The organism is Psychrobium sp. nBUS_13, assembly GCF_051201665.1.
Classification (GTDB): domain Bacteria; phylum Pseudomonadota; class Gammaproteobacteria; order Enterobacterales; family Psychrobiaceae; genus Psychrobium.
On sequence record NZ_CP179210.1, the window covers coordinates 3,214,189 to 3,236,126 of the forward strand.

A 21,938-nucleotide genomic window follows, 5' to 3' on the forward strand; every position below is an offset into this window, starting at 1 on the left:
CTTACTCAGCGGAATTTAAATTAGAAACAGCACAGCTTACTGCAAAAATAAATAAACAAATAAACAAATAAACAAATAAATAAAGACAAAATAAAGTAAGCGTCTCGCCAAAGACACATACCTTTCATAAGTTAACTTGGATAGGGTATCTCCAATTTTATTAAGGAGATTAACATGAGTAAACATCGAAGCCTCGAACAATGGCAAGACATCATTAATCTGCACCAATCCAGTGGCTTGAGCGTTAGTGATTTTTGCCGCGACAATAACATTTCAACCACAGCCTTTTATGCAACTAAGAAGAAGTTAACTGAGGAAACATCAAGCTTTGTGAAAGCCTGCGTCACTCAACCGTTAAAAATTAATACAGAAATAGCTCCTATTGTTCTTACTGTAGGCCTCGCCAAGGTGTGCTTACCACAATCAACATCGCCAATGTACTTGGCACAGCTGCTTAAGGGGTTGCATCATGAAGATGTTTGTTAATCCAAGCGCTGTCTATCTGTATCGCGATGTAGTCGATTTTCGAAAGTCCATCGATGGCCTTATTGCTATTGTAGAGCAAGAGCTTAAATACGATGCCTACACCGGCGCACTGTTCTTATTCTCTAATAAAGCCAAAGATAAATTGAAATTAGTCTATTGGGATAAAACGGGCTTTGCCCTGTGGTATAAACGCCTTGAAAAACACAAATTCAAATGGCCAAGTCAACTTGATAGCGAGGATGTTGTGTTAACAGAGCAACAACTCACTTGGCTATTGTCTGGTTACGATGTCCTTGGTCATCAAGAATTACATTATCAGTCCGATCTGGGATAGCGCAATACACAAGTCAACGATCGTTGACACGATCTGATTTTCTATTTGAGCTGAACAGTCACAATGGCGCTATAACATTGCTACACTGGCGGCATGAAATTTGATGACAACTCATTGCCCAACGACCCAGAACAACTCAAGAGCATGCTGCTTGAGTTGCAGTACGTTGTGCAAAAGCAAAATAAAGAGTTAGCGCAGCAAAAGTCTCTCTATCAAGAACTACTTGATGCGTATAACGCCAAACTTGCCAAAGAATACGGCAAAAAGTCAGAGAAAATGCCAGGGGCTGGTGAAGTATTTAACGAAGTAGAAGCTCAATTGGATGACATAGAAACGCTGTCTGACACAGAAAAAGCGCTCCTCATCGCCAATGATGAACCACACACCGAAAAAGCAAAACCCAAGCGCACACCATTACCCGAGGCCTTACCTCGCAAAGAGGTGGTGGTTGATTTACACGACGACGCTAAAGTCTGTGGTCACTGTCAAAGTGCGTTACATAAAATGGGTGAAGCAGAAAGTGAAACGCTAAAATTTGTACCTGCTCATATCAAGGTTATTAAAACCGTTCGTCCAAAGTACGCATGCAGAGCGTGTGAAAAAGAGGGCATACAAAGTGATATCCAGATAGCGCCAATGCCGTCTACTCCTATCCCTAAAAGTATTGCTACGCCAAGTTTACTCAGTCAAATCATTACCTGTAAGTATCAGTTTGGCTTACCGTTGTATCGACAAGAAACGTGGTTTGGCGATATCGGCATAACGATTAATCGTAAAACCATGTCAAGTTGGATGGTTCGTTGTAGCGAACTGCTTGAACCGTTGTATGACACACTCAAAATACAGTTACTCCAACAACCTGCGATTCATGCGGATGAAACACCGCTCAAGGTTATCAAAGCTAACAAAGCGACCAGCTATATGTGGTTATATTGTTGCGGTGATGACAAACCTGAAGGTAAGACAAACATCGTCTTATTTGATTATCACAACAGTCGTGCAGGACAATGCGCCATTGATTTTCTCGATGATTACTCAGGTTACATGCACGTTGATGGCTACAAAGGTTATGAAAAAACCAGCGCCACTTTAGTGGCTTGTCTTGCTCATATCCGTCGCAAGTTCATTGAAGCAAAAGGCAACAACAAGACAACCGGTAAAGCCGACGTAGCGCTTAACTTCATTGGTAAACTCTATGGTATAGAGCAATCGATTAAAGAGATGAAGGACGATGAAAAATACAAGGCTCGCCAACAACAAGCCAAACCCATTGTCGAAGAATTTTATCACTGGCTTGTAGAGCACAAAGATAAACTGTCTCCGCAAAGGCCGCTGTCAAAAGCCATTACCTATGCACTGAATCAGTATGAAAAATTCAAACGCTACCTTGATGATGGTAAGTTAAGTATTGATAACAATCGTGCAGAACGAGCCATCAAACCGTTTGTGATTGGACGCAAGGCTTGGTTGTTTTCCCATACCCCAAGAGGTGCGAAAGCCAGCGCCATTCTCTATAGTTTGGTGGAAACCGCTAAGGCTAACGGCCTTGTCGTACATGACTATATATCCCACTGTTTAGAGCAGATTGCTGAAAATCCTGATGCTCTTGAATCACTAATGCCTTGGAATTTTAAATAGCTAGGTGTCGTTGCCTAGACGCTTACCTTTTTGTAACTAACCTGAGATCGGCTTAAGAAACGACGATCTGATTCATCTCAACGTCAGTGATATTTAGTTGTGGTTTGTTTTCTTTCAGAGAATAAGCCACAAGCCCAGCAATGAGATTTAACATTAAGCCATTCATGCTTCTATGTCTGGAATGCTCAATTTGTGAAATGTTTTTCAATTGGTCATTGATTGTTTCAATAATAAATCGCCTAGATAGCATGGCCCTATCCCAAATAGACAGTACCTTTGCTTTCATATTTTTTCGCACATTTGTTACTAAAGTGACTCCTTGTTCTAGCAAATTACTTTCTAATGCTTTACTTATGTAGCCCTTATCAGCATAGAGTTTATCTGGCAGGTCTGATGCCATACCTTCAACGGGTTGAGTATCATGCACGTTCGCAGCCGTTATTTTCGCTGCAACAATCTCCCCTAGGTGATTCACTATCAAATGGAGCTTAAATCCAAAATACCAGCCCATAGTCCCTTTACCTCGTTTAGCAATTCCATCAAATGTTTTGTGGCGTGGGATTCTTAAATTGTGGCAAACTTTAATGCTTGTAGAGTCAATAAATTCAAGGCCTGTAGGCTGCCCCTTAATCGCAGAAAAATAACTGCACAACGGCACTAATGTCGTTGGCATGACTTCTAAAAATCGTGTGTAACTAAGCAAGTATGGGAATTGTTTTTTGTAAAAACGCTGAATGAACCCGATGTAATAGTTTTTAAAGTCTCTGTGATTCGACATATGGAATAAAATAACGATAGTCATCACTTCACTTGTGGCCATTCGACCTTTACGCTGCCGCTTTCTCGTCCCATCAGACAGTAATTGCTTTTCCCATTGAGGAATAAAAACTTCACAAAAATCATCGACATCACAAAATATTTCAACTAACTTATCCATACGCTCACCGTTTATAGTGTTTAAATCGTTTCTTGTTCGAAAGATCTGATCACTAGGTGGGCTATTAGTTCAATTTTTATCCCGAGTTCAGGTTAACTACTCAGCACTTCAAAGCTAGTGTTTTAAATTAATTGAAAAATAAAAAATGATCGACTTGCTTGATCATTCTGAGCCGTTATTCTATGGGTCTCTCTATTCAGTAGTTTGAGCAATGAAAATAAGCGGCATCGATATTGAAAAAAATATCGACAACATAAAAAAGCAAATCGAGACGGATAAAACATTGTCCCCATCAATACGTGCCGCTATCGATTTATTGTTGCTTATCGTCACTTTATTGTCCCAACGGTTAGGCCTTAACAGTCGAAATAGCAGTAAACCACCATCATCAGATCCTAATCGGAAAAAGAAGCCTAACGCTAATAGTTCAAATGCATCGGGTGGGCAACTCGGTCATAAAGGAACAACTTTACCGCTTGATGAACGACCTGATATCAACCATAAAATAGTTCTTGATAGAACGCTATTACCACCAGGAAGTTATACCGATATGGGGGTGGAAACCCGTCAGGTAGTGGATATAGAGTTTAAGCGCGTCGTAACTCAATACCAAGCCCAAATTCTTGAAAACGAATTTGGTAAGCGATTCGTTGCTCCATTTCCAACGGGGGTTAATAGTCGAATTCAATATGGTAATGGGCTAAAGGCTCACGCGGTTTACTTGTCTCAATATCAGCTACTCCCTTACGAGCGTATTCGTGAATATTTTACCGACCAACTTAACATTCCACTGAGTAGTGGCAGTCTGTACAACTTCATTAATACAGCTTACCGTCATCTCGATGAGACGAATGCGCTTGAATTCATCAAGGAAAGTTTGAAGAATGAATCAGTGCTTCATGCTGATGAAACAGGCATTAACATTAACGGTCAACGTCAATGGTTACACAATGCATCATCATTAAAATGGACCTATCTATCGGCTCATGAGAAACGAGGTTGTGATGCCATCAATGCCATTGGAATACTACCCGACTTCACTGGTGTGATGTGTCATGATCACTGGAAGCCGTACTATCGTTATGATTGTCAACATGCTTTATGCAATGCTCATCATCTGCGAGAACTCACACGTGCATACGAACAGGATGGCAAGAGCTGGGCTGAAACGATGCGTATTTTTTTAATAGAGCTTAATCAGGAAGTTGAAGATAGCGGTGGAGTGATTAGCGACAAAAGACAATTAATGAGTCGCCTTCAATATCGAGATATTTTAAAAGAGGGTGAACACGAAAGCCCTCCGCCAGCGATAATCGTCGGGAAACGTGGACGCCCTAAGAAATCAAAATCGCGCAATTTATTAGAGCGATTACAGAGTTACGAAGATGATGTACTCAGATTTATGGTGGATAAAATTGTGCCTTTCACGAACAATCAGGGTGAAAATGATTTGAGAATGGTGAAAGTTCAGCAAAAGATATCGGGCTGCTTTAGAAGCAAGCATGGTTCCGTCATGTTTTTTGGCCTTAGAAGCTACCTGTCAAGTTGTAAAAAACAAGGGGTCAGTGCGTCTACTGCTTTGTCATTATTATTAAACGGAGCACTACCAAATATCTTCCCCCCTGCTGAGTAGTTACACCTTTTTTTTGTCTCTTTATTGGTATAGCCTGCTTTCAAAAATGCTTGTATCTGGTATCGTTCTTCATTGGTCAGCTGTGCATAGCTCATGTGCAGTTTCCTTTGGCGGGGAAAATGGCACCTGAGTACATCAGCTGACCAACCCCCTAGAAGTTGCACTTACGAGTTGAACTCAAGGTGCCAAGGCAGATTCTTTTGCCTCAGTAAAATATTGTTTTATTTTGAGTTAAAATGATTTTCTAATTCTGATAATTTATGTGAATAATGTCTTTTCTGCGGATACATATATACGCTTAATAGGGTACTGGATTCCATTAATGGCCATAAATTACCATCCACAACATTGCCCGTAGAAAGATATTCAATCTTCTTCATCTTTGGTATGAATTCTACTGAAATGGCATGACTAATATTTAATTCTTTAATGCTATCATTACCAGCCAGAGCAGAGTAATCAGTAAGTTTTTTGGCGCTTTCTATAAGCAAATACTCTAAACTTTTACTAATAGATGCAGCGTTAATATCTTTCAACTTTGGAGCGCCTCGAATTATTAATTCTTTTAGAGAGGTTAGTTTATCGATTCCATCCAAGCTTTCAATTCCAGTTGTTAATAAGCGTAAATATTGTAGGTTTTTGAAGCTTCCTAGAAACTTTAAATTCCTCGACCTAGGATGTAAATAAAGGTGGGTTACTGTATTGCAGCTCTCTGCAAATTCAATTTCGTCCTCTAAATTTTCTGACAAAATAGCTCTTAATTTAGGGAATTTCGAGATGTCAATTTTAAAGTTTTTTATTGTTTCCAATTCAAGTAGGTTTTTTAAGCCATATATCGGTTTAATATCTGTCTTTTTAGATAATAAGAAGCCTATACCAAAGGATTCTATGTCTATTAGTTTAGATAAAAAACTTAAATCTACTACAGGTTTTGACCTTCCCGCCAAGTGGGACTCTAAAACTATATTTTTACAACCACTTTTCTTTACATACTTGATACCTTCATCCAGTCTTTCAATAAATATTCTAACCCTTTTTTCATCCTCCCCGAGATGATTTTTGGCACCATACTCTTCATAAGCTAGTTCTGTCCTGCTCATATTTTACACCGCGTTGATCTGGCAGCTTTATTTCGGTCATCTTTATTTTTGTCAAACAACTTTTTCAGCTTTATCGCAAGATTATTTGCTTTCTCTTTTTTAGTACTGGTCGCACTGTTATATGCAGTGTATCCAGACATTGTTCTATTAGAATACCCCAAGGGGATGGATTTTTTGCCATGTTGATCTATGTTTTTAAAGCCAGCATCTCTCATAGCAGCATATTCGACCATTTTGCCCAAATCATTGTCACCATCTGTACTAATGCTCGCTTCTCCTAGTAAGCAGTCATCTGTTTTTTTCCTATTTTCGGCTTTCTGCGATGTTTTCATACGGGAAGACTCACCTTTACCGATATACATTCCGCCTTTGGCATACTCAAATATATACGCACCACCAGTGCCTGCTAGACCTAAAGGATCTACCCAATAAGTTGGATTAGGGCCATACACATAAGAGTTTTCCCCACCCAAAAGTCCAATCGGATCTTGGCTAACAAACCGCCCGACATCCGGATCATAATACCGGAACCGATTATAATGCAATCCCGTCTCTTCGTCGAAGTACTGCCCCTGAAATCGCAGATTTTGATTGTACATGTCAACAACGGTTTAAAATTGACCCACTTTTTCAGTAATTCATCGATTGAAAACTGACCCAGTTAGTCTTGATAGGTATCAATAATACCCGCTTTTCTTTTTTCTCTTAATCGATAGCTTTCGCCAGTTAATTGCAACACATGAGAGTGATGTAGTACGCGATCTAACATGGCCGCTGTTAAAGTTGCATCATCTGAAAAGGCGCTCGGCCACTGTCCAAAGGGTAAATTGCTCGTTAGAATCAAACTGCCTTTTTCATAACGCTTGGCAATGACATTAAAAAATAGATTTGCTTCATCACGGCCAAATGGTAAATAGCCTATCTCATCGATGATTAGCAACCGAGGAGCAAGAATAGAGCGTTGCATGTAGCTTTTCAATTTTCCTTGCCGCTGTGCACTGCTTAGCTGAAGCATTAAATCTGCGGCACTGGTAAAACGTGTTTTCTTGCGTTGCTCAATGGCTTTATAACCTAACGCAATGGCTAAGTGTGTTTTACCTGTACCACTTGGACCTAGTAAAATGACATTCTCACACCGCTCAATAAAGGCAAGCGAGCTTAGCTCCGTTATCGCTTTACGTGGTGCCCCTGTTGCAATCTTGAAGTTAAATTGGTCTAGTGTTTTGATGCTTGGAAAACCGGACATTTTTAGTATATTAGGGTCATATATTAGGGTCAGGTTAAAATATATTAGGGTTATATTAGGGTTATATTAGGGTCAGGTTAAAATAAAACTACACTTCATCTTTCTTCCAACCTAACGGTCGACCTCTTTTCTTTGGTTGCATTCTGCGACCCGTTAACAATTCTATTTCGCGCTTAAATTGTTCACTGCCAATTGCCATCCCTCGATTAACGCTATCTCTAATATTAGTGATGAGCTTATTATCAACATGATGTTTAAAAAGATCACGATACGCGCATTGCCTATCGTCCTCATCCTTTCCTAACCTAATATAAAGTGAATGCGGTGTACATAATGATGATTCTTTACCCAACCCATTAATTTGGTAGCTCGACCACGCGTAATCAGCTGGATCCTCAACCATTTTCGCTCTAACTGGATTGTGTTCAATGTATCGATACAACTGTAAGAGGTACTCTTCTTCTTGCACTAAACAAGATTTATAGCGCCCTTCCCATAACGTTCCCGTTCGTTTATAGCTATGATTAAAGTATCTAACATACTGGCGACCAAGGCCTTGCATCATTTGACTAATAGCATTGTGATTAAGCGGAGTACATAACAAATGAACATGATTAGTCATAAAGACCCATGCATGAATCGCTACCTCAAATTTACTTGAATAGTCCTTCAACCATCCTGCGTAAGCTGCAAAATCCTGCTCGCTAGCAAAGCACACTTGGTGATTATTTCCTCGTTGAATTATGTGCTGGGGCACACCGATTGGGCTAACTCGTGGTAATCTGGCCAATTAAATAACTCCTCATAACAAATGACTACTCATGAAAGCATAGACGAGTTATTTAAATTTAACCTGACCCTTTTATTCTGGGGCGGATAGTTTCAGGTATTGATAAAGCCAAAGTAGAGGCTAGAGTGCTTGTGTCTGCTGTGCTTGGTGGTACTGTTTCTAAAATAACAGGTGGTAAGTTTGCTAATGGGGCGTTTAGTAGTGCGTTTAGTGCTGCTTTGAGTTCACTGAAACCATTATCTAAAAAACGAGGGCGAGGTGCGAATGCCGATACAGCGAAAAAAATTGGAACAGCTAGTGATAAACAACAAGCAATTGAAAAAAATAATGTTAAAGAGGCTGTTAAGATAGTTAATAAACTGATAGAAGAAAATAGTGATTTAAAACCAACAGAAGATTCTTATGAATTAGATAGTGTAAGTTATGATCCTTCTATTATGAGGGATGGTGAATTCAATTATTTACGCGGTGTTAGTATCGCTACATCTCGGAGTTTTAACAAAAGTAAGATTATAATCTATTCAGAAGGAGCGAAGAGGGAGTGTTCATAATTCTGTGTCATTTCAGTAGAATATAATAAAACAGGAATGACACATGACTAACTCTTTTGATTTTGAGCAAGCATTAACAGATTTACAAGCTGGTAAAAGCCTCACTGGTAAAGATGGCATCTTAGGCCCTTTGATTAAGCAATTAACCGAAGCGGCTCTTAATGCCGAACTAGAGCACCACTTAGCCAACGATAATCAATCTAATAGAAAGAATGGCAGAACAAGTAAAAACATCAAACACCCGTCTGGTAATTTTGAACTCGACACTCCGCGAGACCGCAATGGAACATTTGAACCTCAATTAGTGAAGAAAAATCAAACCTCACTATCAGATGAAATCGATCGCAAAATACTCTCGATGTTTAGCTTGGGAATGAGTTATCGTGATATCAATGCACATGTAGAGGAGATGTACGGTATTAACGTGGCCACAGGAACGATTAGCGCAGTCACTGACAAGCTTATTCCTGAGCTTAAAGCATGGCAACAAAGGCCATTAGATAGCCATTACCCAATTGTTTGGCTCGATGCTATTCATTATAAGGTCAAAGAAAACGGTCGCTACATCAGCAAAGCTGTCTACACGTTATTAGCACTTAATATGCAGGGTAAAAAAGAGATATTAGGGTTGCATTTATCAGAAAACGAAGGGGCTAATTATTGGCTTTCAGTGCTGACCGATCTTAATAATCGCGGTGTTAAAGATATTCTTATTGCCTGCGTAGATGGGCTAACCGGCTTTCCTGAAGCCATAGCAGCTATCTTTCCTGAGACAGAAACACAGCTTTGTATCATTCATCAAATTCGAAACTCACTTAAGTACGTCGCGTCTAAAAATCAGAAAGCCTTTATGGCCGATTTAAAACCTGTCTATCGTGCACCCACAAAGGAAGCAGCTGAATTAGCACTCGATAAACTAGAAGAGAAGTGGGGCGAAAAATATCCGCTGGTTATTAATTCCTGGCGCAGGAAGTGGCACAATCTATCTCACTATTTTAAGTACCCTGAGCACATCAGGAAGGTGATATATACCACGAACGCCGTTGAGGCGGTTCATCGTCAGTTTAGAAAGTTAACGAAGACAAAAGGCGCATTCCCGAACGAACATAGCTTGTTGAAGCTGTTGTATGCTGGCATATTGAATGCTTCTGAGAAATGGACGATACCAATCCATAACTGGAGCTTGTGTGTTTCTCAGTTGGCGATATATTTTGAGGGACGTTTAGATAGCGTCATTGATATTTAGAAAATTAAGCCTGACACAGAATGTTGAACGCCCTCCAGATAAAAGTTCTATTATTCTTTCAGGTCGAGACCGAATATTATCGACTTTGGAATGTAAACATGAATCAAAATTTTTTTGCTTTTTCTCTATACGATATGCCTTTGCTGTTCCTAAAAAACTATCTAGCCAAAAAGAATGGACAGTTGAAAATGTTAATTTTAGAGTTGTAGACGATAAAATTTCTCTTTTATTTCTTGGGCATCGTTATAAAAATTTGTACCTTATACAAACACCAGCTTCAGGCACACTAGTTGGTAAGCGAACTGGTAATTCGACTTTTTGGCTTTATTCACCTAAATATGGTTTATTAGGTTTTGGAGAAAAGCGATACTATATAGATTACTGGCTTCAACAAGAAAAAGGTTTTGGTCATAAAAGATAAAGAATAGTAAAGAAATAGTAAAGGACAGGCTACTTTTGATTAATGAGAATAAAATTGCATTTGTATCTTTGTCAGCTAAATTGGTGAATCCTTATAAAGATAAATATATAACACTAAGTGATTCTGAGATCTCGATTACAGGAAATGACTTTATCAATTTAACTGAAATATGAGTGGTAGTCTCCCCGAAAAATAACAGTCCCCAAAAGTAGAATTTTCTCGTAAATTATACGAAGGAGAACTACATGAAAAAATCAAAGTTTAGTGACAGCCAGATTATGGCTATTTTGAAGCAATCAGAGTCAGGTATTCCTGTGCCCGAATTATGTCGTGAGCATGGCATGAGTAGTGCGACTTTTTACAAGTGGCGAGCAAAATACGGTGGTATGGATGCTTCCTTGATGGCTCGAATGAAAGAGCTCGAAGAAGAAAACCGTCGCTTGAAGAAAATGTATGCCGAGGAGCGATTAAAGGCTGAAATAGTACAGGAAGCGCTACAAAAAAAGTGGTGAAGCCGTCACAACGCAAGGTGATGGCTAAGAGCGTGGTTTCAAATCAAAATATCAGTATCAAGCTCGCTTGCTCAGCGTTTAATATTAGTGAATCTTGCTATCGATACGAGGGAAAACTGCGTTCAGAAAATGCAAAAATAGCTGATTGGTTGGTAAAACTAACCTTAGAACAAACTGATTGGGGGTTTGGTCTTTGTTATGATTATTTACGCAATGTTGAAGGTTTCAAATGGAATCATAAGCGTGTTTATCGTATTTACTGTGAATTAGCCCTTAATTTAAGAATACGCCCTAGAAGACGATTAAAGCGACATAAGCCTGAACCACTCAAGGAGCCAATAAAGCCAAATCAAGTCTGGTCTGTCGATTTTATGCATGATCAGCTAAGTAATGGCCGAACAATACGTTTATTTAATGTCATTGATGACTTTAAACGTGAAGGATTATTGATTGACGCAGGCTACTCGTTTCCTGCCATCAGAGTCTTAAGAAGCTTAAACCAACTGATTGAATGGCGTGGTAAGCCGAGTGTTATTCGCTGTGATAATGGGCCTGAGTTTATTAGTCATGAGTTTGCTCATTGGGCTAAACAGAACAAAATTCGTATTGAATTTATTCAACCTGGTAATCCCCAGCAGAACGCTTATATTGAACGCCATAATAAAACGATTCGATATAGTTGGTTGAGTTGTAGTGGTCAACTAATTTTGGTCACGGTTTTGTAAGTTTTCCAGTATCTCTGTTCCGATTCATTTGGAGTTAAACCGCCATTATATTGATGAGGCCTGACGTTACTATAATATCCTGTAATATAATTCACTACTGCCGCCTTGGCTTGCACTAAAGATTGATAACCTACAGTGGGCATCCATTCTGTTTTAAAACTCCTAAAGAATCTTTCCATCGGTGCGTTATCCCAACAGTTTCCTCGTCTGCTCATGCTTTGCTTGATTTGATATCGCCAAAGTAATTGACGATATTTCTTACTCGTATAATGACAGCCTTGATCTGAATGAAACATCACGCCTTTTGGTCTCCCTCGTGACTCAAAAGCCATTGTTAATGCTTGGCTAGTTAGCGCTGTATCGGGTGAGTAAGACATCGCCCAACCAATAGGTTTTCTGGCGAACAAATCAATCACAACGGCTAAATAACACCAACGATTACCTGCCCATATAAAAGTCACATCTCCACACCAAACTTGATTGGGTTCGCTAACAACAAATTGTCTGTCTAAGTGATTCGGTATCGCTGCGTGCTCATTTCCACCTCGCTTATAAGCATGCTTAGGTATCTGACAACTCACTAGGCCAAGCTTTTTCATAATGCGGTTTGCTCGGTAGCGGCTTAATGGCATATCTCTAGTCGTTGCTATCTGAGCTACGCTTCTGGCTCCTGCTGATTCACCACTTTCCGAGAAAATAGCGCGAACCATTAATTCTGCTTTTAAGTGCTTATGACTGGCGTTTTTTGAATTTTTACGCCAGTAACCATAGCTACTACGATGAATATCAAAGACTTCACAGACTGTTTTTACATCATAGCTCTCTTGTAACGCCTGGACTATTTCAAATTGTCTAGGGAGTCTGACATCAAGAGAGCTGTAGCCTTTTTTAGTATTTCTTTTTCTAATTCAATCCGTTTTATGCGTTTTTCGAGTTCTTTAATTTTTATTTGTTCAGGTGTTAATGCAGTCGGTTGGTCTGCTATACCGTTTCGCTCTTTCTTTAATTGTCGTGCCCATTTATCAATGGCTGATTTACTCACTCCGACGGCTTGGAAGCTTCTCTGACAGAGTATCCTTCATCAACAACAAGTTGAGCTGTTTCGAGTTTAAATTCTGCTGAATAAGTTGGTCTTGTTCTAGTATTCATTGATTCACCTAAAGTTGATGAGGCGTATGATAACACCTCTATTTAAGTGACCAAATTCACTGTACCACTACACTTAGAGCCCTAACTAAATTTAAAACGGGAAACCAAATCATTTAAGTGATTCGCTTTATCTCTTAACTCACTACATGCCAGCGAAGTTTGCTGGACAATATCACTATTAGCACGAGAAATATCAGCAACAGCGCTAACATGAGGGTTAATTTCACCGACAACATTTGACTGTTCGCCTGTGGCAGTAGCAATTTGTAAATTCATATCATTCATGATGCTGATACTTTCAGAAATACTGACTAGGTGTGTCCCTGAATGACTCGCTTCAGTTTGGCTAGCCATGCTTAAGTCGGTGCTCTGAGAGATAGCGGCGACCACTTCACTTGTTTTTAGTTGTAACTTTTCAATTATATTTCTAATTTCTTCTGTCGAATCATGACTACGTGAAGCTAAAGTTCTCACTTCATCAGCAACCACTGCGAAACCTCTCCCTTGTTCACCGGCCCGAGCAGCTTCAATGGCCGCATTCAGTGCTAATAAATTGGTTTGTTCTGAGACGCTTCGGATAACTTCAACAACAGTATCAATAGAGCGTGCGTCATCAGCCAGTTGCGTAATCATAGTACGAGTAGAGTCTAACTGCTCACTCATATCAGATACGCTTGAAATTGTTTTTACCACAGAAGCATTACCCTGTTGTACCGTCGAGTCCGCCGCTTGCGCGCTTTGCGCAGCATTATTAGCACTACCAGCTATTTCTTCCGCTGTCATACCCATCTCATGCATAGCCGTTGCTATTTGCTCTGCTCGACTGACCTGCTCTGTGATTTCAACTTCCATCGCTTTAGCTTGCGAGTCTATTTGTTCAATCGCCAAAGATAGCTCTGTTCCTGTTTTAGACACTTGCTTCAGTAAGTTACTTAAGTGACTCACAAATTGATTATAACCACGTGCCATCATACCGGCTTCATCTTGACGAGTATCATCTAAACGCCGAGTTAAGTCTCCACCACCTTTGCCTATTTCGGCTAACATCTCGGCCAATTGACTAAAAGGTGCGATTAATCGAGAAATTAGCCAAGTACTCACTAATGCAGAAATTATCGCAATGATTACTCCCATGATGACCAATGCCCATGTCGCTTTGTTCAAACCACCAAGTACCTCTTCTTTTGGGACTTGTGCAATGACATACCATCCAATGCTGTCTAAGTAACGGCTTGCAAACAGTATATTTTTTCCATCTTGAGCAAACTGAGTTGAATTAAATTGTTTTTTTGACAACAACTGCTGCGCATTGCTCCCCCCGATACTCGTTAATTTTTCCCCAATTCTTTGTTTGTCAGGATGAAGTTTGATTGTTCCTTGTTGATCAACTAAAAACACTTTACCTGTCTCAGCAATGCGGTATTGACTTATAGTTTCGGTCATATTTTCTAACGATAAGCCGACTCCAACCACAGCGCTCGGCTTTCCATCAACTTTAAGTAGGTAATTTATAAATAAAGTAGGAATATTAGTTTCTTCATCAATATCTAAACTCAATTCGTATTCTTTACTACCGTTAATAAATTGATAAAACCACTGATCCTTATCGTTTTGTTGAGACAGTGTTTTAAATAGTCCTGTTGGGGTAAAATATTTACCAGTGTTAACTGAGACTAAAAATGCACTAATGGTATTGAATTCAAGCTGAATTTTTTGTAAATAAGCAATAATTTGTTGCTGTTGATCTGGTTGTTCACCTGTTTTAATAAATTGTTGAGCATAAAAATTGCTCGACATAACTCGTGAAACAGTTACGGGCAATAATAAATGCGCATCTAAATCATTTGCCACTTCGCCAAGCGATGCCGGCAACTCACGTTCAATTGCGGCTTCCAAAATAATAGTGCGACTGGAATTTAACGCAAACATGCTGACAATCAAAATTGATAGCACTACAGCGGTTAAGGTAGTCAGTACAACTTTACGACGAATATTTAAATTCAACATAGATATATCTCTTTTTCTAAGTATGCATTAGCTGGATAAGGCGCCATCACTAAAAAATAATAAGTTTCAATATTTCATATTAGTATAGTTATGCTTATAAACATCCACACCTTGCAGATAATATGAAAAATACTATTAGAAAAAGATCAAAAATAGTTAACCAAACAATAAAGTTAACGCCGCAATAACCGGTGGGAGGTACGACCGTCCGGCGCCGCAGGCGCGAAGTTAATTGCCTTGTTAACTGTGTGCTGGCTCATGAAATTCAATAACATTTTTGTCAGGATCCCTTATAAAAAAGAATTTAGCCCCTTCAAACTCAACTTCGCCAGTAATAGCAATACCAAGAACTTTTACAGACTTTTTTGCAGATTCTGAACTAGTTACTTCTAGCGCTACATGTGTGTACCCAGTATTTTTTTCAGGGACGTCCATTAGTACATTCTCGGTACACTCTGCACCTGCGTTCAGGATAAAATTGATGTTAACACCTGATGGGTGCTCCATTATCGCTACAGGCTCTGGGCCGACCGGTCCAGCCAGAAACACAAACCCCAGCTTTTCGTAAAATTCTCTAGAAACACTTAAATCTTTAACCCTCAAACCTAGGTGATTAATTCTTGTTATTTCTTTCATGGATGTCTCTCTATGGGTGAGTACAGTTAACGAGGCTGTAGAATTTATCATTCAAGAAAAACAGCCATTAAATTTTGATTAATTTACACTAAAAACCGCGCATCTACGCGAAATCTAATGTTGTATGAGAGTGATTTATGAAATAAATCACTCTCATCAACGTAGTTTTTGGCTCTGGAATCTAAGATTTATAAATTCTACAGCCTCAACGCCTTACTAATGGGCGCTTAAATGCTTGGCTAAAATTAGCGACAAGGGAGCGCAAGCCAAGCGTTTTGCGTCCTTTTGAGTGACTTGTTATGTTTATTTACTCATCATCCCATGGCATTTCAGGGAGATTTTTAAGATTCTCAAAATATCTATCGTAATCAATTTCGTTGCTATTTCTTACAACATCGAAAATTTCTACAGATAAAGCACAAGCAATATATTTTTTGGATTCTTTTCGGCTTATACCAAGCTTCCGTAAACGATTAAACGTTTCTTTTACCAGTGGAGGATCATTAGCATTTATTTGATTATCCACTACCTGAAGCATTGTCTCTCCAGCTTTCGTAGGATCTTCGCTGCTCATATATAGCTCCAAAACTTAGATAAACAATCGTGGTAGAGCGGCCCATTACTGAGCCGACCCCACACAGATCCGGACGTGCGGAACTACCGCATCCGGCTCTTCAGTTATATATTCACTCGTGTAAAAACACGACCCTAGTACCAATCAACCAGCACAAATCGCTTGCTGACGCTTGGTCTCTCAATTTTAAAATACTCTAACATCTTCTTGAAATTACTCCAATTATAACTTCGCCGACCACTGCGTCTGTTCAACCATTTATACAGACTATGTAAAACATAGTCATGCAGGCTTGATAAACTTCTGCTGTTGTCCGGTAGTCCGAAATAATTTACAAACCCCATGAGTTTTCGTCTTAACTGCGGCAGCCATAGCTTCAATTTAAGCGAGCGTTTGCTTTTAATCCATTGGTAATACTCACTCAGCTTCGCCCTCTGTTTCGCAACAGCGGTTCGCCGTCTGAGTCTTGGTTTACTGTTTGAATCAGTGCCCCAGTAAAATTCAAACCCTAGAAATACGAAGTGACGTTTTCGACCAGCGTGAAATCGGCTAAAACGCATTAACGATGTTTTGTCTTCTGCGACGTCTAAGTTGAACTTCTTTAATCGTTTCGGTAGTACCTTATAAAAGCGCTTTGCATCCCTTTCAAATTGAAACGCACACACAAAGTCATCGGCGTAGCGGATCATCATTGCTCTGCCACGCATCGACGGTTTTACTTTCTTTTCGAACCAGAGGTCTAGTGCATAATGGAGATAAATATTAGCCAGTACAGGGCTGATAATTCCGCCTTGTGGACTGCCACTAGATGGCTTGGTGTAGACTCCATCAGGTGATTTTATCCGTGCTTTTAACCACTGATTAATTAAGTTAAGTATCGCCTTATCATCGATGCGTTGTTTTAACATGTCCATCAGCCATTCGTGATCAAGATTATCGAAGAAGCCTTTAATATCAGCCTCGACAATGTAACCGTAACCTTTGAATTGCAGATTTAGTGTCAAACTATGCACTGCTTGATGCGCACTTTTATTCGGTCGATAACCATAACTATTGCGCATAAAGTCTTGTTCCCAGATGCTTTGCAGGATCTGGCTAACACTTTGTTGCACGAGCTTGTCGTCAACCGTTGGCAGACCTAGTGGTCTTAATTTACCATTAGATTTAGGGATAAAGATCCGCTTGATATCATTAACTCGATAACATTTATGTTTGAGTTGTTGACCTAAGCGATCAATATTTTCAGTTAGCTTTTCCTTGTATTTAGGCATGGTAGTGCCATCAATACCGGGTTTAGCATGTTTATTGAGTTGCCCCCAGCTTTGATACAAACTGTCAGTATTTAGCAATCCATATAAATTCTGAAATCTGTGCTTGGGGTGGGTTTGTGCTTTAAATGCGATGGCATTAAGTGTTGTTGTCATAGTGATTCCAGCCCTACTTTGTCCGGACTATGTGGCGGCTTAATACCGGATATAACTGTCAGCTCCTTCGCCATGTACAAGGCTTTCCCCTGCTCAGACTACTATGGGCTGATCTGACTTCCAAAGGGTCATCGTTGGCTTTGCTTTTGGCTAAACGTCACTACCACAATCCATGTGGAACACCTTTGGATCTCTCAAAGAGCCTTCAGCTCATGATAAAAGCCAATACATATCTTCATACATGCCACGGCTTACTTTTCGTTTTAAAGTAAGCCGCTGACTCGTCACAACCTCACCGCTCACTTTCATGAATAATGGTTGCTTTGCTTGGACTTCGATGGCGTTACAAACCTCGTCAGTCAGATCTAATATTTATCGGAGCGATGCCAGCACTTCAGGGACACGATATCCCCTATGGCCTACATAATTCTCTGTGTACGCTTCACCAATATTGTTCATGTGATGCAGTCCTCACTGCCGAAAAGCAATCGCTAATCTCACACTCCGCCAAAGGCGCAACACTCGATACAGGTGGTTGGTTATACCTTACCCGACAGGGACTTACACCCTGCAAGATGCATCAAGCTTAGCTTGACGCACTAACGCCCAAATAACTGGCAGCAAACCGAAGTGGGTTTTGCACTAAAATGGCGAAGCCAGTGCAAAAAGCCACGCAGCGTTTGCTGTCCATTTGATTTATTTGTTATACGTTTATGAGTTTATGAGTTTATGAGTTTATGAGTTTATTTAATCTACTATTATTTTTTATAATCTCTTGCTCTATAATGTTTTTAATTTTTAGATAGAAACCATTTAGTTCTTTGATTAAAACTTCACCAGAATATTTACAACTATCAATAGCTTCTTTTTTCACTTTGTGTTTCAACCCCATTGATTCTGCAATCATTATAGCGCTTGATTCTTGGAGGTCGTTTTCATATTCAATCAAAGAGTTCCTTAGATTGTCGTCTAATAAAAATGCGATTTCACCGAGGGCTTTTGCAGCTTTGACGTAATTACTTTTTACACCCGATATCAAGCTTAAATCTTTAGCTTCTTCTAGCGAGATTTCCGATGAGACTAAGTTCATTCTAGCATTTTCGAGTTTTTCTATTCGAGCTGAAAGTAGCTTAATTAATTCAGCTTTCTCGCTGCTACCAGCAGAGCTTTTAGCATTTTTATACGAAATTAGAGCCGCAATAATTGCTGTAATTATTGCGGCAATACTGGTAACAATTGCCCCTATTATCTTAGGATCCATTTGAACTCCCTTTGGTTTAACGTATAACGAGGCTGTAGAATTTATCATTCAAGAAAAACAGCCATTAAATTTTGATTAATTTACACTAAAAACCGCGCATCTACGCGAAATCTAATGTTGTATGAGAGTGATTTATGAAATAAATCACTCTCATCAACGTAGTTTTTGGCTCTGGAATCTAAGATTTATAAATTCTACAGCCTCAACGCCTTTGTAACAGGCTAATTTTTGTGAAGCAGTTTGTGTGATACTGACGCGCAGCGGCAACACAAAAAGCGTAGCTAAAATTTGTCCTTGTTGACAAACTTGTTATGTTTTGATGCCTGATATTTCTCAGATATTTTTTCCAACGAGGTCTTTTTACCCTTGAAGAATTGCACAAAGTTTATCAAGGCAAAGCCTTCAACAAAGTGACCGATAATAACCAATACTAATAGTAACCCACCAATCAATTCCACGTTTCTTCTCCTTCATTGGTCAAGTTTTAATACCTTTAAGTTTAACTACCAGATATACAGTTAACGCAAAATGAAACGCAGCATGTATGAACTGACCAGTATACAAAAATATCGATATTACTACGGTGCTTTCGCAAATAATAAATTTCTGAAAAAAATTCAACAGTACTCCTTAGAAACAATCGTGGTAGAGCGGCCCATTACTGAGCCGACCCCACACAGATCCGGACGTGCGGGACTACCGCATCCGGCTCTTCAGTTATATATTCACTCGTGTAAAAACACGACCCTAGTACCAATCAACCAGCACAAATCGCTTGCTGACGCTTGGTCTCTCAATTTTAAAATACTCTAACATCTTCTTGAAATTACTCCAATTATAACTTCGCCGACCACTGCGTCTGTTCAACCATTTATACAGACTATGTAAAACATAGTCATGCAGGCTTGATAAACTTCTGCTGTTGTCCGGTAGTCCGAAATAATTTACAAACCCCATGAGTTTTCGTCTTAACTGCGGCAGCCATAGCTTCAATTTAAGCGAGCGTTTGCTTTTAATCCATTGGTAATACTCACTCAGCTTCGCCCTCTGTTTCGCAACAGCGGTTCGCCGTCTGAGTCTTGGTTTACTGTTTGAATCAGTGCCCCAGTAAAATTCAAACCCTAGAAATACGAAGTGACGTTTTCGACCAGCGTGAAATCGGCTAAAGCGCATTAACGATGTTTTGTCTTCTGCGACGTCTAAGTTGAACTTCTTTAATCGTTTCGGTAGTACCTTATAAAAGCGCTTTGCATCCCTTTCCAATTGAAACGCACACACAAAGTCATCGGCGTAGCGGATCATCATTGCTCTGCCACGCATCGACGGTTTTACTTTCTTTTCGAACCAGAGGTCTAGTGCATAATGGAGATAAATATTAGCCAGTACAGGGCTGATAATTCCGCCTTGTGGACTGCCACTAGATGGCTTGGTGTAGACTCCATCAGGTGATTTTATCCGTGCTTTTAACCACTGATTAATTAAGTTAAGTATCGCCTTATCATCGATGCGTTGTTTTAACATGTCCATCAGCCATTCGTGATCAAGATTATCGAAGAAGCCTTTAATATCAGCCTCGACAATGTAACCGTAACCTTTGAATTGCAGATTTAGTGTCAAACTATGCACTGCTTGATGCGCACTTTTATTCGGTCGATAACCATAACTATTGCGCATAAAGTCTTGTTCCCAGATGCTTTGCAGGATCTGGCTAACACTTTGTTGCACGAGCTTGTCTTCAACCGTTGGCAGACCTAGTGGTCTTAATTTACCATTAGATTTAGGGATAAAGATCCGCTTGATATCATTAACTCGATAACATTTATGTTTGAGTTGTTGACCTAAGCGATCAATATTTTCAGTTAGCTTTTCCTTGTATTTAGGCATGGTAGTGCCATCAATACCGGGTTTAGCATGTTTATTGAGTTGCCCCCAGCTTTGATACAAACTGTCAGTATTTAGCAATCCATATAAATTCTTAAATCTGTGCTTGGGGTGGGTTTGTGCTTTAAATGCGATGGCATTAAGTGTTGTTGTCATAGTGATTCCAGCCCTACTTTGTCCGGACTATGTGGCGGCTTAATACCGGATATAACTGTCAGCTCCTTCGCCATGTACAAGGCTTTCCCCTGCTCAGACTACTATGGGCTGATCTGACTTCCAAAGGGTCATCGTTGGCTTTGCTTTTGGCTAAACGTCACTACCACAATCCATGTGGAACACCTTTGGATCTCTCAAAGAGCCTTCAGCTCATGATAAAAGCCAATACATATCTTCATACATGCCACGGCTTACTTTTCGTTTTAAAGTAAGCCGCTGACTCGCCACAACCTCACCGCTCACTTTCATGAATAATGGTTGCTTTGCTTGGACTTCGATGGCGTTACAAACCTCGTCAGTCAGATCTAATATTTATCGGAGCGATGCCAGCACTTCAGGGACACGATATCCCCTATGGCCTACATAATTCTCTGTGTACGCTTCACCAATATTGTTCATGTGATGCAGTCGTCACTGCCGAAAAGCAATCGCTAATCTCACACTCCGCCAAAGGCGCAACACTCGATACAGGTGGTTGGTTATACCTTACCCGACAGGGACTTACACCCTGCAAGATGCATCAAGCTTAGCTTGACGCACTAACGTTGCCAGCACGCGCTGGTTTTTTGAGCAAAGCGAGAAAAACCAGTCGCGTGACTGGCCTTGTTATATGCTATCCGAATCAATGCACCGACCATAATTTCTAGTTAATTATTACTCATGATTTAGTAAATATTGATATCTTTCTTCAGTGTATTCAAAAGTTGATCCAGCTTGTGAGGGGCCAACGATAACATCGCCAAATTTTTCATAAAATACGATATATTTCTTTCCTATAAATCTATCAGTATTTCCATACCTACCATCAAGGTATTTATTGAAGTGTATGTAATCGCCAACAGCGCCATCCCCTTTAAGTACATTAATAATTTTAGCGGTAATGTCTATCTTATCGCCAGCCCCTTTTGCCCAAGTTCCTTTGACAACATCCTGATACGTTACAACATAAACTTTTACTGAGTTGTGCATTCTTGAATGAACGTACTCTATAGGTCCTCTATTTTCATCAAGTTCTTCGGCAAAAGAAGTGGTGGTCAGAAGCAATATTAGAATTCCATATACTCGATTCATTAATCCACCATCACATATAACGAGGCTGTAGAATTTATCATTCAAGAAAAACAGCCATTAAATTTTGATTAATTTACACTAAAAACCGCGCATCTACGCG

Annotated in this window: 21 protein-coding genes and 3 pseudogenes; 10 read left to right on the plus strand and 14 right to left on the minus strand. The window is 39.7% G+C overall.

The genetic code is table 11. From position 1 onward, the window contains the following. The first annotated feature begins 174 nt into the window (after positions 1–174). The 3 genes from tnpA to tnpC (ACMAZF_RS14875) all read left to right on the plus strand — a co-directional run bounded on the left by tnpA (position 175) and on the right by tnpC (ACMAZF_RS14875) (position 2,458). Positions 175–486: an IS66 family insertion sequence element accessory protein TnpA gene (gene tnpA / locus ACMAZF_RS14865; RefSeq protein WP_435274558.1), complete on the plus strand. Its 312-nt coding sequence runs from the start codon at positions 175–177 to the stop codon at positions 484–486. Next, entirely contained in the window at positions 470–820 is a 351-nt protein-coding gene (gene tnpB / locus ACMAZF_RS14870) for an IS66 family insertion sequence element accessory protein TnpB (RefSeq protein ID WP_435274019.1), read from the plus strand. The genes tnpA and tnpB overlap by 17 nt, the downstream gene beginning before the upstream one ends. A gap of 93 nt (positions 821–913) precedes the next feature. Next, positions 914–2,458, plus strand: a complete 1,545-nt coding sequence (gene tnpC, locus ACMAZF_RS14875; RefSeq protein WP_435274559.1) for an IS66 family transposase — start codon at positions 914–916, stop codon at positions 2,456–2,458. 52 nt (positions 2,459–2,510) lie between these two features. Here the strand turns inward: tnpC (ACMAZF_RS14875) and ACMAZF_RS14880 are convergent, their stop codons facing one another. Further along, on the minus strand, positions 2,511–3,395 hold the full coding sequence (locus ACMAZF_RS14880) for an IS982 family transposase (RefSeq protein WP_435273829.1): 885 nt from the start codon (positions 3,393–3,395) through the stop codon (positions 2,511–2,513). 211 nt (positions 3,396–3,606) lie between these two features. Here ACMAZF_RS14880 and tnpC (ACMAZF_RS14885) point away from each other — a divergent pair, with 211 nt between their 5' ends. Then, the gene (tnpC, locus tag ACMAZF_RS14885) at positions 3,607–5,028 is read left to right on the plus strand and encodes an IS66 family transposase (RefSeq protein ID WP_435274530.1); all 1,422 of its coding nucleotides are present in this window, start codon (positions 3,607–3,609) and stop codon (positions 5,026–5,028) included. Between the two features lie 221 nt (positions 5,029–5,249). Here tnpC (ACMAZF_RS14885) and ACMAZF_RS14890 read toward each other — a convergent pair whose 3' ends face one another. The 4 genes and pseudogenes from ACMAZF_RS14890 to ACMAZF_RS14905 form a co-directional block, all read right to left on the minus strand. After that, complete coding sequence (locus ACMAZF_RS14890; protein WP_435274560.1) at positions 5,250–6,128, minus strand: hypothetical protein; 879 nt, start codon at positions 6,126–6,128, stop codon at positions 5,250–5,252. Then, positions 6,125–6,727, minus strand: coding sequence for an RHS repeat-associated core domain-containing protein (locus tag ACMAZF_RS14895; protein WP_435274561.1), 603 nt, complete (start codon positions 6,725–6,727; stop codon positions 6,125–6,127). Before ACMAZF_RS14895 ends, ACMAZF_RS14890 begins: the two co-directional genes overlap by 4 nt. 62 nt (positions 6,728–6,789) lie before the next feature. After that, positions 6,790–7,377 (minus strand): annotated as a pseudogene (gene istB / locus ACMAZF_RS14900) (IS21-like element helper ATPase IstB); the annotation flags it as partial. An 85-nt stretch (positions 7,378–7,462) separates the two neighbouring features. After that, complete coding sequence (locus ACMAZF_RS14905) at positions 7,463–8,164, minus strand: transposase (RefSeq protein WP_435274562.1); 702 nt, start codon at positions 8,162–8,164, stop codon at positions 7,463–7,465. 131 nt (positions 8,165–8,295) lie between these two features. Here ACMAZF_RS14905 and ACMAZF_RS14910 point away from each other — a divergent pair, with 131 nt between their 5' ends. The 4 genes and pseudogenes from ACMAZF_RS14910 to ACMAZF_RS14925 all read left to right on the plus strand — a co-directional run. Continuing rightward, positions 8,296–8,715 (plus strand): hypothetical protein, encoded by a 420-nt coding sequence (locus ACMAZF_RS14910; RefSeq protein ID WP_435274563.1) that lies wholly within the window; start codon positions 8,296–8,298, stop codon positions 8,713–8,715. 43 nt (positions 8,716–8,758) lie between these two features. After that, entirely contained in the window at positions 8,759–9,961 is a 1,203-nt protein-coding gene (locus tag ACMAZF_RS14915; protein WP_435274564.1) for an IS256 family transposase, read from the plus strand. Continuing rightward, the gene (locus ACMAZF_RS14920; RefSeq protein ID WP_435274565.1) at positions 9,951–10,382 is read left to right on the plus strand and encodes a hypothetical protein; all 432 of its coding nucleotides are present in this window, start codon (positions 9,951–9,953) and stop codon (positions 10,380–10,382) included. Before ACMAZF_RS14915 ends, ACMAZF_RS14920 begins: the two co-directional genes overlap by 11 nt. 245 nt (positions 10,383–10,627) lie before the next feature. Beyond that, a pseudogene (locus tag ACMAZF_RS14925) lies at positions 10,628–11,583 on the plus strand (IS3 family transposase); the annotation flags it as partial. An 8-nt stretch (positions 11,584–11,591) separates the two neighbouring features. On the opposite strand, the pseudogene ACMAZF_RS14930 reads toward ACMAZF_RS14925, so the two are convergent. From ACMAZF_RS14930 to ltrA (ACMAZF_RS14950), 5 genes and pseudogenes are all read right to left on the minus strand, one after another. Continuing rightward, a pseudogene (locus tag ACMAZF_RS14930) lies at positions 11,592–12,768 on the minus strand (IS3 family transposase). A gap of 81 nt (positions 12,769–12,849) precedes the next feature. Beyond that, on the minus strand, positions 12,850–14,775 hold the full coding sequence (locus tag ACMAZF_RS14935) for a methyl-accepting chemotaxis protein (protein ID WP_435274566.1): 1,926 nt from the start codon (positions 14,773–14,775) through the stop codon (positions 12,850–12,852). Between the two features lie 240 nt (positions 14,776–15,015). Next, entirely contained in the window at positions 15,016–15,411 is a 396-nt protein-coding gene (locus ACMAZF_RS14940; protein WP_435274567.1) for a VOC family protein, read from the minus strand. Positions 15,412–15,718: 307 nt separating this feature from the next. Further along, positions 15,719–15,985: a hypothetical protein gene (locus ACMAZF_RS14945; RefSeq protein ID WP_435274568.1), complete on the minus strand. Its 267-nt coding sequence runs from the start codon at positions 15,983–15,985 to the stop codon at positions 15,719–15,721. Positions 15,986–16,119: 134 nt separating this feature from the next. After that, positions 16,120–17,409, minus strand: coding sequence for a group II intron reverse transcriptase/maturase (gene ltrA, locus ACMAZF_RS14950; protein WP_435274569.1), 1,290 nt, complete (start codon positions 17,407–17,409; stop codon positions 16,120–16,122). A gap of 314 nt (positions 17,410–17,723) precedes the next feature. Between ltrA (ACMAZF_RS14950) and ACMAZF_RS14955 the strand changes: the two genes are divergently transcribed. Beyond that, on the plus strand, positions 17,724–17,999 hold the full coding sequence (locus tag ACMAZF_RS14955) for a hypothetical protein (protein ID WP_435274350.1): 276 nt from the start codon (positions 17,724–17,726) through the stop codon (positions 17,997–17,999). 137 nt (positions 18,000–18,136) lie between these two features. Here ACMAZF_RS14955 and ACMAZF_RS14960 read toward each other — a convergent pair whose 3' ends face one another. From ACMAZF_RS14960 to ltrA (ACMAZF_RS14970), 3 genes are all read right to left on the minus strand, one after another. Beyond that, positions 18,137–18,670, minus strand: coding sequence for a hypothetical protein (locus ACMAZF_RS14960; RefSeq protein WP_435274570.1), 534 nt, complete (start codon positions 18,668–18,670; stop codon positions 18,137–18,139). 281 nt (positions 18,671–18,951) lie between these two features. Further along, the gene (locus ACMAZF_RS14965; protein ID WP_435274571.1) at positions 18,952–19,128 is read right to left on the minus strand and encodes a hypothetical protein; all 177 of its coding nucleotides are present in this window, start codon (positions 19,126–19,128) and stop codon (positions 18,952–18,954) included. Between the two features lie 289 nt (positions 19,129–19,417). Continuing rightward, positions 19,418–20,707, minus strand: coding sequence for a group II intron reverse transcriptase/maturase (ltrA, locus tag ACMAZF_RS14970; protein ID WP_435274572.1), 1,290 nt, complete (start codon positions 20,705–20,707; stop codon positions 19,418–19,420). A gap of 314 nt (positions 20,708–21,021) precedes the next feature. Here ltrA (ACMAZF_RS14970) and ACMAZF_RS14975 point away from each other — a divergent pair, with 314 nt between their 5' ends. Then, positions 21,022–21,297, plus strand: a complete 276-nt coding sequence (locus ACMAZF_RS14975; RefSeq protein WP_435274573.1) for a hypothetical protein — start codon at positions 21,022–21,024, stop codon at positions 21,295–21,297. Positions 21,298–21,421: 124 nt separating this feature from the next. On the opposite strand, the gene ACMAZF_RS14980 is transcribed toward ACMAZF_RS14975, so the two are convergent. Beyond that, positions 21,422–21,883 carry a hypothetical protein gene (locus tag ACMAZF_RS14980; protein WP_435274574.1) on the minus strand — a complete coding sequence of 154 codons (462 nt, stop codon included), beginning with the start codon at positions 21,881–21,883 and terminating at the stop codon, positions 21,422–21,424. Between the last annotated feature and the right edge of the window lie 55 nt (positions 21,884–21,938).